The organism is Endozoicomonas sp. 4G (assembly GCF_023822025.1).
GTDB lineage: Bacteria > Pseudomonadota > Gammaproteobacteria > Pseudomonadales > Endozoicomonadaceae > Endozoicomonas_A.
In genome coordinates this window covers 5,085,905-5,101,818 of sequence record NZ_CP082909.1, presented here as the reverse complement: position 1 = coordinate 5,101,818, position 15,914 = coordinate 5,085,905, and the positions used below count along the sequence as shown (strand labels likewise).

At 50.0% G+C, this 15,914-nt stretch carries 18 protein-coding genes; 8 read left to right on the top strand and 10 right to left on the bottom strand.

Going from position 1 to position 15,914, the window contains the following annotated elements; genetic code table 11:
• Window positions 1-29 precede the first annotated feature (29 nt).
• Window positions 30-1,163, top strand: coding sequence for a glycerate kinase (locus K7B67_RS20160; RefSeq protein ID WP_252177645.1), 1,134 nt, complete (start codon window positions 30-32; stop codon window positions 1,161-1,163).
• 43 nt (window positions 1,164-1,206) lie between these two features.
• Here the strand turns inward: K7B67_RS20160 and K7B67_RS20155 are convergent, their stop codons facing one another.
• Complete coding sequence (locus K7B67_RS20155) at window positions 1,207-1,584, bottom strand: hypothetical protein (protein ID WP_252177644.1); 378 nt, start codon at window positions 1,582-1,584, stop codon at window positions 1,207-1,209.
• Window positions 1,585-1,660: 76 nt separating this feature from the next.
• Between K7B67_RS20155 and K7B67_RS20150 the strand changes: the two genes are divergently transcribed.
• Complete coding sequence (locus tag K7B67_RS20150; protein WP_252177643.1) at window positions 1,661-3,220, top strand: FAD-dependent oxidoreductase; 1,560 nt, start codon at window positions 1,661-1,663, stop codon at window positions 3,218-3,220.
• Between the two features lie 229 nt (window positions 3,221-3,449).
• Window positions 3,450-3,881 carry an H-NS family nucleoid-associated regulatory protein gene (locus K7B67_RS20145; protein ID WP_252177642.1) on the top strand — a complete coding sequence of 144 codons (432 nt, stop codon included), beginning with the start codon at window positions 3,450-3,452 and terminating at the stop codon, window positions 3,879-3,881.
• Window positions 3,882-3,893: 12 nt separating this feature from the next.
• Here K7B67_RS20145 and K7B67_RS20140 read toward each other — a convergent pair whose 3' ends face one another.
• The 7 genes from K7B67_RS20140 to radC form a co-directional block, all read right to left on the bottom strand.
• Window positions 3,894-4,733 carry a DUF47 family protein gene (locus K7B67_RS20140; RefSeq protein ID WP_252177641.1) on the bottom strand — a complete coding sequence of 280 codons (840 nt, stop codon included), beginning with the start codon at window positions 4,731-4,733 and terminating at the stop codon, window positions 3,894-3,896.
• Window positions 4,660-5,940 (bottom strand): tRNA 5-hydroxyuridine modification protein YegQ, encoded by a 1,281-nt coding sequence (gene yegQ, locus K7B67_RS20135; RefSeq protein ID WP_252177640.1) that lies wholly within the window; start codon window positions 5,938-5,940, stop codon window positions 4,660-4,662. Before yegQ ends, K7B67_RS20140 begins: the two co-directional genes overlap by 74 nt.
• Window positions 5,941-6,111: 171 nt before the next feature.
• A complete protein-coding gene (locus tag K7B67_RS20130; protein ID WP_252177639.1) occupies window positions 6,112-6,624 on the bottom strand; it encodes a hypothetical protein in 513 nt (170 codons plus the stop codon).
• Window positions 6,624-7,895 carry an ATP-binding protein gene (locus tag K7B67_RS20125; RefSeq protein ID WP_252177638.1) on the bottom strand — a complete coding sequence of 424 codons (1,272 nt, stop codon included), beginning with the start codon at window positions 7,893-7,895 and terminating at the stop codon, window positions 6,624-6,626. The genes K7B67_RS20130 and K7B67_RS20125 overlap by 1 nt, the downstream gene beginning before the upstream one ends.
• A gap of 252 nt (window positions 7,896-8,147) precedes the next feature.
• The gene (gene rpmG / locus K7B67_RS20120; protein WP_252177637.1) at window positions 8,148-8,315 is read right to left on the bottom strand and encodes a 50S ribosomal protein L33; all 168 of its coding nucleotides are present in this window, start codon (window positions 8,313-8,315) and stop codon (window positions 8,148-8,150) included.
• A 20-nt stretch (window positions 8,316-8,335) separates the two neighbouring features.
• Entirely contained in the window at window positions 8,336-8,572 is a 237-nt protein-coding gene (gene rpmB, locus K7B67_RS20115) for a 50S ribosomal protein L28 (protein WP_252177636.1), read from the bottom strand.
• A 361-nt stretch (window positions 8,573-8,933) separates the two neighbouring features.
• On the bottom strand, window positions 8,934-9,629 hold the full coding sequence (gene radC, locus K7B67_RS20110) for a DNA repair protein RadC (RefSeq protein ID WP_252177635.1): 696 nt from the start codon (window positions 9,627-9,629) through the stop codon (window positions 8,934-8,936).
• A gap of 89 nt (window positions 9,630-9,718) precedes the next feature.
• On the opposite strand from radC, the gene coaBC reads away from it, so the two are divergent.
• The 4 genes from coaBC to slmA all read left to right on the top strand — a co-directional run bounded on the left by coaBC (window position 9,719) and on the right by slmA (window position 13,059).
• Complete coding sequence (gene coaBC / locus K7B67_RS20105) at window positions 9,719-10,963, top strand: bifunctional phosphopantothenoylcysteine decarboxylase/phosphopantothenate--cysteine ligase CoaBC (RefSeq protein ID WP_252177634.1); 1,245 nt, start codon at window positions 9,719-9,721, stop codon at window positions 10,961-10,963.
• On the top strand, window positions 10,960-11,415 hold the full coding sequence (gene dut, locus K7B67_RS20100) for a dUTP diphosphatase (protein ID WP_252177633.1): 456 nt from the start codon (window positions 10,960-10,962) through the stop codon (window positions 11,413-11,415). The genes coaBC and dut overlap by 4 nt, the downstream gene beginning before the upstream one ends.
• Before the next feature lie 116 nt (window positions 11,416-11,531).
• On the top strand, window positions 11,532-12,476 hold the full coding sequence (gene argB / locus K7B67_RS20095; protein WP_252177632.1) for an acetylglutamate kinase: 945 nt from the start codon (window positions 11,532-11,534) through the stop codon (window positions 12,474-12,476).
• Entirely contained in the window at window positions 12,469-13,059 is a 591-nt protein-coding gene (slmA, locus tag K7B67_RS20090; RefSeq protein WP_252177631.1) for a nucleoid occlusion factor SlmA, read from the top strand. The genes argB and slmA overlap by 8 nt, the downstream gene beginning before the upstream one ends.
• A 66-nt stretch (window positions 13,060-13,125) precedes the next feature.
• Here slmA and pyrE read toward each other — a convergent pair whose 3' ends face one another.
• Window positions 13,126-13,770 (bottom strand): orotate phosphoribosyltransferase, encoded by a 645-nt coding sequence (pyrE, locus tag K7B67_RS20085; RefSeq protein WP_252177630.1) that lies wholly within the window; start codon window positions 13,768-13,770, stop codon window positions 13,126-13,128.
• Window positions 13,771-14,356: 586 nt separating this feature from the next.
• Between pyrE and K7B67_RS20080 the strand changes: the two genes are divergently transcribed.
• Window positions 14,357-15,133, top strand: coding sequence for an exodeoxyribonuclease III (locus K7B67_RS20080; protein WP_252177629.1), 777 nt, complete (start codon window positions 14,357-14,359; stop codon window positions 15,131-15,133).
• Between the two features lie 52 nt (window positions 15,134-15,185).
• Here the strand turns inward: K7B67_RS20080 and rph are convergent, their stop codons facing one another.
• On the bottom strand, window positions 15,186-15,905 hold the full coding sequence (rph, locus tag K7B67_RS20075; protein WP_252177628.1) for a ribonuclease PH: 720 nt from the start codon (window positions 15,903-15,905) through the stop codon (window positions 15,186-15,188).
• Between the last annotated feature and the right edge of the window lie 9 nt (window positions 15,906-15,914).

Sequence of the window (15,914 nt, the reverse complement as noted above, 5' to 3'; positions counted from 1 at the left end):
CCGACGATTTAAGGGAAGAGTAAAACCCAATGAAAATAGTCATCGCCCCCGATTCCTTCAAAGAATGCCTGACTGCCGCCCAGGTCGCCTCTGCGATCGAAACCGGTTTTAAGGAAATTCTTCCTGATGCCCAGTACGTCAAAGTACCGGTTGCCGACGGTGGCGAGGGAACCCTTCAGTCACTGGTGGATGCCACCGGCGGACGTTTTGTAGAAGTCCCTGTTACAGACCCTTTGGGCCATCGGATTAAAGCTGAGTTTGGCCTGCTGGGCGACGGCAAAACGGCGGTCATCGAGATGGCCAGGGCATCCGGATTGGAGTTGGTCAGTCCTGATCAGCGTGATCCGATGACTGCGACCACATTGGGTACCGGCGAACTGATTCGCAGTGCATTGGATCAGGGCGTTGAGAAAATCATCGTCGGGATGGGTGGCAGTGCCACCAATGACGGCGGTGCTGGAATGATGCAGGCCTTGGGAGTCCGTTTATTAAACGACGATGGCAAGGAGCTGCCTTACGGTGGAGGGCCGTTACAAAACCTCGGCAAAATCGATACTTCTGACATGGATCAACGCCTGCGATCGGTTGAGATCATTGCTGCCTGTGACGTTGATAACCCTCTGATTGGTGAAAACGGAGCTTCTGCGGTTTTTGGCCCGCAAAAGGGTGCTACACCTGACGCGGTGGCAGCCCTCGATCACTCCCTCGGACATTATGCCAGGATTATGGAGCGTGATCTTGGTGTCTCAGTCTGTGACGCGCCGGGTGCTGGAGCAGCCGGTGGCATGGGGGCGGCATTGCTGGGCTTTCTCAATGCACGGCTTGAGTCGGGTATTGATATCGTCATGGATGCCGTTGGGCTGGCGGAAAAAGTCAAAGGAGCCAATCTGGTCATTACTGGCGAAGGCCGCATCGATGGTCAAACCGCCCAGGGTAAAACCCCTGTGGGTGTTGCCCGTATCGCCAAATCCTTTGATCTGCCGGTGGTGGCACTGGCCGGTTCTGTGGGGCAAGGTGCGGAGGCCGTTTATGCCCGGGGCATTGATGCCCTGTTTCCTGTGGTACATGGAGCTGTGACTCTGGAACAGGCATTGATGAAAGGGGAAGAAAACCTGATCAGGGCTGCCAGAAACCTGGCCATGGCTTTGACGATGAAACTTTAAACATGTGTGTTGACAGCCCCTTAATAAAATCTTTGAGAAACGATCATTCCTTAGCCGGTACCAGTACCTCAGATAAATGGCAGCTGGCCATGCCAGCAATGAAAACAGTCAGGGCAATACCCGCACCTGATTGTGCCGAGGCCCAGAGGGAATCCCCCTGTAAAACATAGTAATACGCGGTACCAATAAATAACCAAAGCCACCAGAAACTCAGTGAAGCAATAGCTGCTACTTTCAGCAGCGCTGACAATGCAATCCTCATCCTGATTTTTTCCTCATTTTTGTGATGCCAGTGAAGTATCAAAACAATGAGCGACAAGACTAGCGCCGGGAGTTGCAATGAGGCATCAGGGTTTAACGCAGTTTTTGGTGTAGTCCCTGATAGTGGTGAGAGAAAGACTTCAAATTTTGGAAATAGCATTCACAAATCAGAAATCTGCTCTATTTTTTGAAGAAAAACTCTATAACAAGCTGTGAATGGCTAAATACTTGAACGAATGAAGTCTAAAAATATCCACAAGGTAGCAGCCTGTCTGCTCTTAACTGTGTTCCTGAGCCCGGCACTCAGGGCGCTGACGCCTTCTGTCGTGATTGTCGGTGGCGGACCTGCAGCCATGACAGCCGCCCAAACCATTGCCAGATTCAACCCATCGGTCACAATACGGGTGATAAAGAGTAATAAGAGCCAAGGTCAGCTTGAAGGGGCTGGCATTATTGAAAACTGGCCCGGCAGTCTGACCATTCAGGGAGCAAGCCTGCAACAATTGATGGAAGACAAGGCAAGAAGCCATCCTAATGTCCAAATCATTGAAGATCATATTGTTGGCACGCAACTGAAGAACACCCTTAAGGTGCTACAGGGTGAGCGCGCTACCTATTACGCCACTCTGGTCATATTGGCATCGGGGGCGGTGCCTGATCTGCCGACGGTTCTGAAGCCTTATAAAGGCAACGGGGTATTTACCTGCACCGATTGTGATGGCCCCAGGTTTGCGGAAAAAGAGGTGCTGGTGGTTGGTGGTGGAGCTTCAGCCATTGAGCAGGCCATCAGCCTGATCAGCCTTAATGCTCACAAGGTTCACCTCGCTGTTCAAGGTGATCGCTTCAAGGCCGAAAGCGTGATGATCGATCTTCTCTACAGTACGTGGGAGAGAAGCAAAAAGGCTCTTTTTCTCTATTTCGGACACCGCTTGGAGTCTGTTTACACCAATCAGAATGGCTTGCTAAACGCCAGTACGTTGAGTTTTGAGGGCGGTCGGCGCAGGCTGAGCCTTCCCATCTCAGGCGTATTCTCAGCCATTGGCCAGAGGCCGCAGTCTGGTATGTATCCCGATGTTTGTGTGAATAACAAGGGCTATATCCAGCGCTTTGATCCTGACAAAACGCTATGGTCTCAGCCCTTGTTGAAGAGCAATATGCTGACACTGGGTTTTGTTGACGCCCCGACGCTCCTGATGGCTGCGGCCAGGGGAACAGCTTCTGCCCAGTTGCTGCATAAAAGGGTGACAAAAAGTAGTTGGCCGAAAAGGAGGGTCGCTATTCTTGGTGCGGGGATAGGTGGAAAAACCGCCGCCTTATACGCCAGTCGATCAGGATTTGAAGTTGTTCTTATTGATACCCGAAACAGAAAACCGCTGAAAAACGTCTGGCCGGTTTTTGAGAGTGAATCCAGCCTGCTCAGAAGTCTGGATCAGCAGCTTCTTAAGTTATCCGTTTCTACCATCACGGCAGATACTATTACCTTGACGTCTTTAGAACATCTCTACTATGTTCAGGCTGACAAGATTTCCATCACGGTGGACGGCATTATTGCCAATACACTGGAATACTCTTCAGAAAGTCTGGGTATTGGCTCGATAACGCCTGAAAGTTTCGACAACGAATACCGTTGGAGCCATACCTGTCGCAGTGGGGTGTTAACTGCTGGAGATGTTGCTGTCCAGTACGATCTGCCCAGACAGGCGATTACCGCCGCTTATTCTGGCTACCTTGCTGGCTTGCAGGCACTTGAGGAAATCCTGATTACGGAAGCACAAGAACCTGTTCAAAGACCCTGAGCCACTGTTCAACCAAAAGCACCGCAATTGGATTCAGACTTGTTACTGTGAAAAAATAACATCAACTTTATTGATGACGACTATGATAGTGAAAACGGGTTTGATCGGGTAAGGCTGTTAGTAAGAGTAAGCCTCAGGATCGCCCAAGAATTAAACGACTTTCAGGTTTTATGTTTAATGTTGAATAGCGCCTTCTTACGGCGTACGTGTCATACATTGAGGTCCGATAATGAATATTTTTGATGAACTCCTACATCGCTTGGGAAGTAAAACCAGAATCCGTTCTCTCTTCAAAGACGTGGGGATGGATGAGATGGAGCGTGTCATTAGCCGAATGAATGAGGTTATGGAAGAAAAAAATCAGGAAAAAGAAGCTGAAGACCTGAAACGAAAAGAAAAGCTGGAAAGTGTAGAAGAGATCAAGAAAGTCATGGAGGCCAAAGGTCTCTCAATGTCTGACCTGAATCTTCTTCAGGAAGCAGGCAGGGAAGGCAAGCGTAAGAGAAATGTTTCCAAGCACAACTTCGAGTATCAGACCAGCACCGGAGATACGGTGCGCTGGTACGGCTCAACAACAGGACGTCTGCCTAAAAATTTTCAGGACTACCTTGATCGTACCGGTAAAAAGCGGATTCAGTGTGTTGTTGTTGATGAAGAGTGAACGTGAACCTTATCAGGCTTGCAGGTGAGTGATCAGGGAACGCATCCATAAAGACAGGTCACCGATGTCGTCCAAAATAAGAAAAAGCAGGGCGACATCGACCGGATCTATCTCGCTTTCCATCAGGCAGGTTTGTTCCCGGATGTCATGACTGATCTTTCTGAGTCTATCGACATCATCGGTCAGGCTCTTTCTGAAGCCATTTTGAGATTTATTGTGTTGTTTTCTGAATCCGCCCTGACTGAGTGTATTTAATTCCATGACCCCTTGTCTCAGTTGATAAACCGTCTCAGCAAACTGTCGGGTCAGGTTGTTCAGTGGCACAATCATTTCGGCGGGTAATCGAAGGGGGCGATAACTTAATCGTTCTGAAAGTCGAAAGATTTGATGAGCCAGTTGGTTCTGGGTCTGCAATAAATCGATGACCACTTCTCTGGGCTGAGCCATCAATGATGGTTTTTGCAGTCGGGAAAGCACTTCCTGCTCCATGGCTTCCAGTTGATGTGGAAGCTCTTTGATCCAGGGCGTGCAGGCCGGAGCCTGTATGTGTTCAGAGACCAGGCTTTGCATCTGCCGGTTAAGCTGCAACAGGGCATTCAGTACGGCATTACGATGTCGTAGCAGGGGTTTGTACGGTGAGCCTGAGAACAGGCTGGCAAAGGTTTCAAGATCCATAAGGCCGTTATCGACCAGACAGAGCGTTGCCGTAGTGAATTGAGTTGAGTTGAATTGAATTGAATTGAAAGAAGCACTGCCACCAGAACAGTGCTTTTTATCGTCAGGGCAGGTTGCGAACCAGTAAAGACATCTCGTCAGGCTCAACGCCTTCGGGTAGGGGAATCTTGACGACATGGCCTGAGCCCGGCGCCACAGAAACGGATTCGCCTTTTTTGTTCTCTATATTGTCGAGCGTAAAGGCAACATTGCCTCTGGGAGTCATCAGTTCCATTGTGTCACCCGTCTCAAAACGGTTTTTCACTTCGACCGTGATTTGCTGGCCGTTGTTGTCCAGAATCTCACCGACAAACTGCTGTTTGGAACCTCTTGAATTGCCATACTCGTAGTTCTGATATTCATCGTGGACATGACGGCGGTAGAAACCTTCGGTGTAGCCGCGATTGGCGAGGTTCTCTAGTGTATCCATGGCACTCATATCAAAAGGAATGCCAGCGGCGGCATCATCAATCGTTTTGCGATAAACCTGAGCGGTTCTGGCCACGTAATAAAAAGACTTGGTTCGTCCTTCGATTTTCAGGGAGTGAATGCCCATGCCCGTCAGACGATGGACGTGTTGAACCGCCCTGAGGTCTTTTGAGTTCATGATGTAGGTGCCATGCTCGTCTTCAAAGGCTGGCATGTACTGGTCGGGTCTGCCCTCTTCCTGCAACAGGACGATCCGGTCCGATGGCTGGCCGTCTCCCAGGGTCGGTTGAACGATTTGGGGTTCTGTGCTGACCGGCACTACATCACCACTGTCGGTTTCTTTGGCGTCGTGAGCCTGATAGTTCCAGCGGCAGGCATTGGTGCAGGTGCCCTGGTTGGGGTCTCGTTTGTTGATATAACCGGATAACAGGCAACGACCTGAGTAGGCAATGCATAATGAGCCGTGAACAAAGACTTCCAGCTCCATTTGTGGACACTCTTCACGAATTTCCTGAACCTCTTCCAGGGACAGTTCACGGGACAGGATGATTCTCTCAACGCCCTGTTTTGCCCAGAACTTAACGGTGGCAAAGTTTACAACATTGGCCTGCACGGACAGGTGCACGGGCATCTCGGGAAAGGCTTCCCTTACCATCATGATCAGACCGGGGTCGGACATAATCAGGGCATCCGGCTTCATGGCAATGACCGGCTCCATATCCCTCAGGTAGGTTTTTACCTTGGTGTTATGAGGTGCGATGTTACTGGCCAGATAGAACTTTTTTCCCAGCCCATGGGCTTCATCAATGCCTTTTTGCAGGTTTTCATTTTTGAAGTCGTTGTTACGAACTCTGAGGCTGTATCGGGGTTGCCCTGCGTACACTGCATCTGCGCCATACGCGAATGCGTAGCGCATGTTTTTTATGGTTCCGGCAGGGGATAGGAGTTCCGGTTTCATAGGTCTGCAAGTGCTCTGTTATCAATGCAAGGGCGGGCAATTATATCAGGGTGATAACGATAGAAAATAAGCAGTTTGTGAATGATAGCCAGACAAAAGTTTGCAAAATTTCTATCGACCTTGATTTTATTAGCGTCTTCTTCTGGGTTTAGGAGCTGGGCTGACAGGTTGGTGGCTTTTTAGTCCTTTGTCCCCAGTTAAGATTTCCACTTCTATGGCGCTGGTACTGGCATAATAATCCGCGACATCTTTTATCGTTGTATCGCCAATCCCTAAACCCTGAATCGCGAGATCCGGCCAACTTTCGGCCAGTTTTATCAGCTTGTCTGCTCCCCATAGCTCTGATTGATGGCCAAACGCTGCCCATGGGTCCGTATCGGTAGCAGCTTTGTGGATATATTTTGACAAGTTTTTTGCCAATGAATACCTGTCACCTGATGCAAAGGCAATATGATTTCCAGTTTCTATGATGGTCGCTAAAGGTAATACAAACGTACTGCCTGCCTGTAACTCCTCTGAAACTTTTTGTTCTATGCGTTCAAAGTTCCAATGGTCACCTTCTGGGCCACAGGTATCTTTTCCTGGCACCTGCAACCAGCAACATAGTACAGAAGTATCAAAGATAATGACTTTACTGCTCATTACTGACCCATCCCCCCAGACCGTTGCTCCTGGTGAAGCGCTTGTTCAAGCTTTCCCTGGCTTGAAAGAGTACCAACAGGGCCTGTAGCCAGCAGTTTGGGGAGTTTTGATACATCTTCCAGAAGAGTCAGACGACTGTGCCCTGTTTCATTATCACGATGACTGATCGTGATAAAAGGCGTCATTTCCGGCCCCAGACTATCCAATAGTGCCGGATTGTGTGTGGTCACCAGGATATCGATATGACGTTGTTTTCCAATAGACCTCAAAACGTTCAACAGGACACTGGATCTTGAAGGATGGAGACCATTATCAATTTCTTCCACTACCAGAAGGCTATGCTCCGGGCGGGTGAGTAAAGCAACCAGTATGGCCAAAAACCTTAATGTGCCATCTGACATACCTCTGGCATCGACGGAAATCTTCTTGTCGCCCCATAACTCATCGCAATATAACATGGCATCGGAGTTGAAATGGCCAACCGTTTCTGAGTATATACGACTAATGTCTTTTTCTGGCAATAGGCTGACATGCTTTGTCAGTGTTTCTTCAATTTGTTGTTTCTGTTGCGTATCAAGAGCGGCAATAACTCCGGCCATATTGGCTGCATCGCTATCCAGATCTTTTGACAAGGGGGCGTAGTCCCTCATGTGAGATGGGATGGGATCAAGAATAAAAATACTTTTTAGTGCCCTGATAACCGCTTCAATCCCATCGGTAATATCTTTACTCAGATTTTGAGAGAATGCTTCCGGGTGTAGCTGACTCAAAATGGTGGATTGTCGTGCCGAGGGTCTTGGTTTACCTTGTTTTCTGTTGTAGAGGCGGGCCGTAATAGCGGGTGCATCAAGTGTGCAATCATCAGTTCTGAATAAATAGATATCTGAAGAGACGGTTTGGGCTCGTGGTCTGTACTTCACTCGTCTCAAGCTTTCTGATGCAATTTTTGGCAAGCCCTCAATATTGACTTCAAGCCTGTAAATATAATCAATGATTTCATTGCTCCCAGGCACCTTTACTTCAAGAGCAAACTGTTGCGTCCCCGAGCGACATGCCCATTCCGTGCTGCCACGTAATCCCGGGAAATGACTATCCCCCTGTAGAATAATATGCAAAGGCATGCCTGATGCACTGAGGTTCAGGAATAGTAAGGCATCCAGCACATTGGACTTACCACTGGCATTGGTGCCGATGAGAACCGTGAGAGGATCAATATACAGGGTCGAGCTCTCGAAGCTTTTCCAGTCTTCTACTCGGATTTCTTTTATCATAAAGCTACCGTTTACTTAATCTGCTGAGAGAAAAGTCCTCTTGTCTTTGTCTTTTGACACTTCTCCAGATAGTAAGTGCTGGAACGTTTGGAATGAATAGTGGATTCAGGGTCGGCCAAACTGGTCCAAAATAGACAATCCAGTTAAGAGTAGTTGCAGATTATATAAAATCAGAAGGTATTTGAAGGAGAGAAGGGGCTGGGGAAGAAAAGCGGGCCCGACAGAACATCGGGCCAGAAAGAACTCAGGATCTTACTTGATCTTGTATTCTTTGTACTCAACGTGCTGGCGTACAACCGGGTCGTACTTCTTGAATACCAGCTTGTCTGGAGTGTTACGCTTGTTTTTGGTGGTGGTGTAGTAGTGACCAGTGCCAGCCGATGAAACCAGCTTGATCTTTTCACGAATACCTTTAGCCATGACTTATTGCTCCCGCTATCTTAGACTTTTTGACCGTTAGCACGCAGTTCGGACAGAATGGTGTCGATACCCTTCTTGTCGATGATGCGCATGCCTTTAGCGGATACACGCAGGCGAACGAAACGCTTCTCGCTCTCTACCCAGAAACGCTTATGGTGCAGGTTTGGCACGAAACGACGCTTGGTCTTATTGTGCGCGTGGGAAACGTTATTCCCGGTAACCGGGCGCTTGCCGGTAACCTGACAAACTTTGGACATAGTAGTGGCCTCTCAAACCAAAAAAACCCAGCCATGAGGCCGGAGGATTCCGTTGTTCGTTTTTCGGGCAGGTCTGCCCAAGGTTAAGAGTCAGAACTCTCAGCAGCTACCCATATACAAAGACCGCGCTTTATATCAAAGTCAAGGCTTTGGTGCAAGTTGGGTGCTATTTTTGGTCAGGCTCCTGCAAAACTGAAAGAGTCAGTTCTACAGGAGCCGCGGGCTGAATTATCCACTGATTTCAATAGAATCTGTAGTCGTAAAAAACGATATTTACGGTGTCAGGGTTTCTGATTATCACCTATATTGTGTGTCGCGAGTGTGTCGCAATTGTGTCGCAGGATTTTTCAGCAGGGTTCATTCACATAAGACCCTGCTCGGCCAGCGAAACCGAGACGCCTTTACCGATGATAATATGATCCAGTAGCCTGATATCCATCAATGCCAGGGCTTTTTTGAGGGTGTCTGTGATTCTGATATCCGCCTGGCTGGGCTGTGGATCACCCGATGGGTGGTTGTGGCTGGCGATAACGGCTGCGGCGTTCAGCTCCAGAGCTCTTTTTACCACTTCCCTGGGATAAACCGGTGCGGCGTCGAGTGTCCCCTGGAACAGGGTTTCCAGAGCCAGAACCCGGTGTCGGGTGTCCAGGAAAAGACAGGCAAACTCTTCTCTGTGACAACCCCTGAAATGAAGTTGAAGGTATCGACGGGTGGCATCCGGGCTGTTGATCGTGCTTTGTTCCGACATTTTTTCCGAGAGCACTCTCTGGCAGATTTCAAGAATGGCACTGAGTTCAGCCGCCTTTGCTTTCCCCAGCCCTTTTAATGCTTGAAGTTGAGTAGGGGTCGCACAAAGTAAGCCATCCAATGATTGAAAACGCTCAATCAGCTGGGAGGCAAGGGCCAGGACATGAGTGCCTTTGTAACCGGTGCGCAGCAGAATGGCCAGCAGTTCCGCATCGCTGAGTACAGCAGGCCCCCGGGCGATTAACTTTTCCCTGGGACGCTCTTCTTCCGGAAGTGCTTTTATGGCGGTGCCCTGAGGGTGATGCGTCATAAGTCTCAAGGATCGACTGTTAAGTTGGTACCATTTCAGACACAATAAAGCCCAGAAAATTCCCTGATTTATTATCTTCAAGGCCATTCATGCAACGTTTAAGAAAGAAGCGGATTTTGCTCGGCGTGACCGGTGGCATTGCTGCCTATAAGAGTGCTGAGCTGATCCGCATACTTCGCAAATCGGATGCCGATGTTCGGGTAGTCATGACCAAAGCTGCCTGTGAATTCATCACGCCTCTGACGCTTCAGGCGCTTTCCCACAATCCGGTACATCTGGACCTGCTGGATGCCAGGGCCGAAGCCGGAATGGGTCATATTGAACTGGCTCGCTGGGCTGATGTGGTGCTGGTGGCTCCGGCTACGGCTGACTTTATTGCCCGGCTGACCGGCGGTCAGGCCGACGACCTGCTGACCACGCTGTGTCTGGCGACCAGTGCTCCTATCTGTCTGGCACCGGCCATGAATCAGGGCATGTGGCGTGACCAGACCACACAGCAAAATATTGAACAGTTAAAAGAACGCAGCGTTCGTATCTTCGGCCCTGATAATGGCAGTCAGGCCTGTGGTGATGTGGGGCCGGGTCGAATGCTGGACCCTGAACTTATTGCCCGGCAGACCGCCGACCTGTTTGAGCATGATGCCTTGAGCGGCCTGAATGTTCTGATTACCGCCGGGCCTACCCGGGAAGCATTGGATCCGGTACGTTTCATTTCCAACTACAGCTCCGGAAAAATGGCTTACTCTCTGGCGGTTGCCGCCATGGAAGCTGGCGCATCGGTGAAGCTGGTCAGTGGCCCGGTTGCCCTGGAGACTCCTGACCGGGTTGAGCGTATTGATGTTATCAGTGCCAGAGAGATGCACCAGGCTGTTCTGGATAATATCGAAGGCGTTGATATCTTTATCGGTTGTGCGGCGGTCTGTGATTATCGTCCTGTTGAAATTCAGAAAGACAAGATCAAGAAGAATCCTGATTGTCCCTCTGAAACGTTGGAGATCAAGCTGGTTAAGAACCCGGATATTATTTCATCGGTAGCCGATCTAGAGGATCGCCCCTTCGTTGTCGGGTTTGCGGCTGAAACTCAGAATGTTCTGGGTTTTGCGGCGGATAAACTGCGTCGCAAGAAACTGAACCTGATTGTTGCCAACGACGTGTCGGACGGTGACATAGGTTTCAGCAGTGACAATAATGAAGTGACCGTTTTGGGTGAAGATTTTGAAGAGCCCATGCCAAGAGCGTCCAAGACCGTTCTGTCCAGGAAGATTCTGAAAATTATTGCACGTCGTTTTGGCAAATGGAAAAGAGAGCAGGAAAACACGTTAGGTGACCAATGAAAGCACTGAAAACCCGAATTCTTGATACACGACTGGGCTCTGAATTCCCAATGCCAGCCTACGCGACCGATGGCTCTGCGGGCATTGACCTGCGGGCTATGCTGGAAAAGCCCCTGAACCTGGAGCCGGGTCAGACGGAGCTGCTGCCTACCGGTATGGCCATTCATATTGAAGACGCTGCCCTGGCGGCTATGATTCTGCCCCGTTCCGGGTTGGGACATAAGCACGGTATTGTGCTGGGTAATCTGGTGGGGCTGATTGACTCTGATTACCAGGGTCAGTTGATGGTGTCCTGCTGGAACCGGGGGCAATCGACGTTCACCATTGAGCCCGGTGAGCGCATTGCTCAGCTGGTGCTGGTGCCGGTAGTCCAGGCCAGGCTGGAGATGGTTGACAGTTTTGATGAAACCGATCGCGGTGCCGGTGGCTTTGGTCACTCAGGCACTCGATAACACTGTGCAGGCGGCGTGTGTCGCCTGACTTCCAACGTTTGCCCTGCTATTTTTTCGGTTGATTGTTTTTTTGGTTGATTGTTTTTTTGGTTGATTGTGTTTTGTGAGGAGTATTGATGGATAAAGCGGCCCAACTGCCATTGCATGATCGTGCCCGGGTACTCACTGAGGCTCTGCCCTACCTGCAGCGCTTTTCAGGCAAAACCATTGTCATCAAGTACGGTGGCAACGCCATGGCAAGTGAAGAACTGAAAAATGCCTTCGCCCAGGGGGTCGTGATGCTCAAAGCAGTGGGCATCAATCCTGTTGTGGTTCACGGGGGTGGCCCTCAGATCGGGTCTATGCTGAAGCGCCTGAACCTGGAAACCCGGTTCGTGCAGGGAATGAGGGTGACAGACTCCAGCACTATGGATGTTGTCCAGATGGTGCTGGGTGGACTGGTCAACAAAGAAATTGTCACGCTGATTAATAACAACGGTGGTCGTGCAGTGGGTGTGACGGGTAAGGATGGTTGTTTCATCCGGGCACGTCGTCTGAAAGTGACCCACAAGACGCCGGAAATGTCAGCACCGGAAATCATAGATATTGGTCATGTGGGTGAGGTGGACTCCATCGACACCCGCATTGTTGAAATGCTGCAGAACTCAGACTTTATTCCCGTGGTAGCGCCTATTGGTGCTGATGGCTCGGGCCTGTCCTACAATATCAATGCCGATCTGGTAGCGGGTCATCTTGCTGAGGCTCTGAAGGCAGAAAAGCTGTTACTGCTGACCAATACTCCGGGGCTGCTCAGTAAAGAAGGTGATTTGTTGACCGGGCTGGATGCCGGACAGGTTGAGAAGCTGATTGCGGATGGCACGATTTATGGGGGTATGCTGCCAAAAATCCAGTGTGCCCTGAGTGCCGTCAATAACGGGGTAAACCGGGCTCATATCATTGACGGAAGAGTCCCTCATGCCCTGTTGCTGGAGCTTCTGACCGATCAGGGGGTGGGGACTCTGATTACTGGCGGTCAGTCTTGGAAAAAAGATAGTAAGAGTGTGTCGAGAAGTAATGGATAAAACCAGAAAGTTTTCCCGAAAGGATCAAATTCTGCAGGCACTGGCTCATATGCTGGAAGATGCCCCGGGAGAGAGGATTACTACCTCCTCTCTGGCCAAAGCAGTGGGGGTGTCTGAAGCAGCGCTCTACCGCCACTTTCCCAGTAAGGGCAAAATGTTTGAAGGGCTGATCGAGTTTATCGAAGACTCTCTGTTCTCAAGGGTTAACCTGATACTCGAAGAAGAACAGCAGGCTTTGCAGCGCTGCAGCAAGATTCTGCAACTGCTGTTGGGTTTTTGTGAAAAAAACCCCGGTTTAACCCGTCTTTTAACGGGCGATGCCCTGGTTGGAGAGCCTGATCGCCTGAGACAGAGAGTTTTCAAGCTGTTTGACCGACTGGAAACCCAACTCAAGCAAGTCCTGAGAGATGCTGAACTGTATGAGGGGCTGAGAACTCAAGCCACCCTGGCTTCTACGGCCAATATGTTGCTTTCAGTGGCTGAAGGACGTATCTACCAGTTCGTGCGCAGTGAGTTCAAGCGAAAGCCAACCGAGCAGTGGTCAGTGCAATGGCAAGTGCTGGCAACGGTAGTTTTCAGGTAAACACTCTACGTAAAACTCCGTGCTTTGATTGCCTGAGGCTGGCAGCACAAGCCTCAGGCTCTCGTTTCAGGAGACCCCGTAACGCTCCCTGTATTCCCTGATGGCAGGGGCGTACATTTTTATGTCCTGGTTTTCCTCGGCATACGACAACAGGTCACTCAGTGTCACAATGCTGATAACAGGGATGGAAAAATCTCTCTCAACTTCCTGAATGGCTGAGAGTTCGCCTTTGCCTTTTTCCTGTCGATCCAAGGCAACGATGACTCCGGCGGCACGGGCAGGGCTCTGATTAATAATGTCCATGATTTCACGAATGGCAGTACCCGCCGTGATCACGTCATCGACAATAATGGCGCGACCTTCAAGCGGAGCTCCGACAATATTGCCTCCTTCGCCATTGCCTTTGACTTCCTTACGGTTGAAACACCAGTGAGTGTTGATGTTGTGATGCTCAGACAATGCAACAGCAGTTGTGGTTGCCAGGGGGATGCCTTTGTAAGCCGGGCCAAAAAGCAGATCGTACCCGACAGCTGAATTGACCAGAGCCCGGGCATAAAACTGCCCCATTTTGTTGATGGCCTCTCCTGTGTTGAAAAGGCCTGCGTTAAAGAAGTAGGGCGATTTTCGGCCTGATTTGAGGGTGAACTCACCGAAGCGAATCACCTGTTCCTTTAAGGCGAAGTCCAGAAACTCTCTCTGATAATCGAGCATGATCTATTCAAGTGCCTGTTGTAAAAAACCGCCATTTTACCCTGAAAATTTTGCTCATGCAGGTTCTGCAACGATTTGTGACGGCTTCCTGCTCTACCGGACGGGGCTTCTGATTTTTCAGGCAGCGACGGGCCGTGTGCCGTACTCAGGAAAGTCACTCTTACGACTTCGGTCTTATGTTTGCCAAGTAAGGCTTTGATAGCAAAGTCAGTAAACTGTATTGAACGTCTCAATTTGGAAAATACCTTTGCTAATTATCCATGGGTGCAGCTATTCTCCGGGGTGGTTTCTTGAAAATGAGAAAAACCAAAAATAATGTTTTGATGCCTGATGGCGGTAGTCTGCCCTGATGTTTTGAGAAGTTGAGGCAGCATTTATGCGGATAAACATATCGGCGACAATCCTGTATCATCCGCCAGTTAAAATTCCCTCTTTTCCTGTGTTCTGTGTAGTTGACTCCCAACATTGGCGTGAGGCAGATGCAGGATTAAGCCTGTTTCAGTGGTTGTCGACCCCGGTCGACAGTCCAGTCAGGTATTTTGCTTTATGCCGGGCCAGATCTGGTCCAGGCAAGGTGTAGTCAATAATGAGAGTTATCAGCTTTAATTGTGAAGGCATAAAAAACGCGCATGACAAAGGTCTGTTTGACTGGTTAATAGACCAGGATGCCGATGTCATCTGCTTGCAGGACATCCGTGAGGATGAGTTTGCAATGGAAGGAGACCGGTATCAGCTTGATGGATATTTCTGTTATGCCTACGGTGGCTATGAAAGGAAAGATCGTGGTGGTGTAGCGATCTATACACGTCAGGCGCCCAAAGCCATTATCAGCGGTCTTGGCTTTCCCGAGGCCGATGAAACCGGGCGTTATATCCAGGCTGACTTTGATAAGATCAGCATTGCCAGCATGTATGTGCCTGAAGGTCATGATACTGCTAGTCAGAACTTCAAGTATCGCTTTCTGGACAATTATTCCCACCATCTGAACAAGCAGCGCCGAAAGCGCCGTGAATTCATTATGGCGGGTACCTGGAATATTGCCCATCGCAAAATTGATGTGGCTAACTGGCGCGACTCTGAGGAAGTTTCCGGCTTTCAGCCTGCAGAGCGTGGCTGGATGGAAGGCCTGCTGGGTGACATGGGCTTTGTTGATGCCTATCGTGAAGTGGATCGTGAGTCTGGCAAATACAGCTGGTGGCAGGATGAGCTCCTGCGTCACGACAACCTGGGTATGCGTCTTGATTATCAGATCATTACGGCCGGGATGCGTCATTCTGTTCTGAATGGTGGAATCTACAAAAACCAGGCTTTCTCCCAACATGCTCCAGTCATCATTGACTTTGACTGGGAACTGGAGAACTGATCTACATTTCCTCTTGATACTCCAGGCCGACAGGCGGCCTGGATCAAGGCTTTTACTCTGCCAGAGCTTCTTTTTGCAGCTTAACCAGGTCATCAATCCCTGCTTTAGCCAGGGCCAGCATGGCCGTCATTTCGTTTTGACTGAACGGTGCCGCCTCAGCAGTGCCCTGAATTTCAATAAAGCCGCCCTCTTCTGTCATGACCACGTTCATATCGGTTTCAGCGTTGGAGTCTTCCGGATAATCCAGATCCAGAACCGGGCTGCCCTGGTAAATACCCACAGAAACAGAAGCAATCATCTGCAGGAATGGATCATTCTTGATCATCTTTTTCCTTTGCATATGGCGGATAGCATCAACCAGGGCCACACAGGCACCGGTAATCGAGGCTGTGCGGGTGCCACCGTCGGCCTGGATAACATCACAGTCGATGGTGATGGTGTTCTCACCCAGTTTCTTCAGGTCAACAGCAGCGCGCAGGGAGCGGCCAATAAGACGCTGAATTTCCAGGGTGCGGCCACCCTGCTTGCCCCTTGCGGCTTCGCGACCCATACGATCGGTTGTTGAACGGGGCAGCATACCGTATTCGGCGGTCACCCAGCCCTGTCCGGAACCTTTCAGAAAGCGGGGAACCGATCTGTCGACCGACGCCGTGCAGATCACCTTTGTGTTGCCAAACTCAACCAGCACTGATCCTTCCGCGTGCATGGTGTACTCACGAGTAATTTTAATGTCGCGTAACTGATCCGCAGTTCTTCCGCTAGGACGCCGCATGGTCTTACC